This window comes from Novosphingobium lentum NBRC 107847 (genome assembly GCF_001590965.1).
GTDB lineage: Bacteria > Pseudomonadota > Alphaproteobacteria > Sphingomonadales > Sphingomonadaceae > Novosphingobium > Novosphingobium lentum.
In genome coordinates this window covers 1-759 of record NZ_BCTW01000051.1, presented here as the reverse complement: position 1 = coordinate 759, position 759 = coordinate 1, and the positions used below count along the sequence as shown (strand labels likewise).

General features: G+C 70.9%; 1 protein-coding gene. It reads right to left on the bottom strand.

Translation table 11 applies throughout. The annotated features are described in order from the left end of the window. On the bottom strand, positions 1 to 759 hold a 759-nt coding region (locus NL2_RS21505), incomplete at both ends, for a hypothetical protein (protein ID WP_218006138.1).

Below are 759 nucleotides of genomic sequence, written 5' to 3'. Positions count from 1 at the left end.
GCCAGACAGGCTGGCGTTGCCGCCCGTGGTCAGGCTGGTGAAGGTCAGCTGGCTGGCCGTGACGGTCGTCGTCCCGCCCGCCATGGCGGTGCCCAGCGTGGTTGCGCCAGTGCTGGTCAGTGTGAGGTCGGTGCCAGCATTGAGCGTCGGCACGGCGATCGTCGTGCCGGACAGCGCCAGCGTGGTCCCGCTGGTCGCGCTATCGAGCTTCACCGCACCGGTGCTGATCAGCGACAGGCTGGTCTTGGCCGCGATCGTCCCCCCCGTGGCCGCGCCGGAGGTGATGGTGGTCGTGCCGGTGCCCGAACTCAGCGCTGCGAAGCTCAGCGGCCCGGCGGTGATCGCCAGATTGCTGCCCGCCTTCACCGTACCCAGCGTCGCCGCCTTGGCGATCTTGAGCGTCGTGTTGCCGCCCGAGGTCAGCGCGGTGTCGGTCAGGCTGTCCGCCGTGATCGCCAGCAGCCCGCCTGCTGTCGCGGTGCCCAGCGTGGTCGCGCCGGTGCTGGTCAGCGTGAGGTCGCTTCCAGCGTTGAGCGTCGGTGCATCGATGGTCGTACCGCTCAACGCCAGCGTCGTGCCGCTGGTCGCGGCATTGAGCTTGATCGCGCCGGGGCTGCTCAGCGTGAGGCTGCTGCCCGCGTTGAACGTGCCGCCGGTGATCGAGGCCGCGCTCGCCTGCGTCGCGCCGGTCGAGGCGAACGTGCCCGTCACTGCCAGATCGCCCGCGCCCGCCGTCACGCTGGCGTTGCGACCGATCGT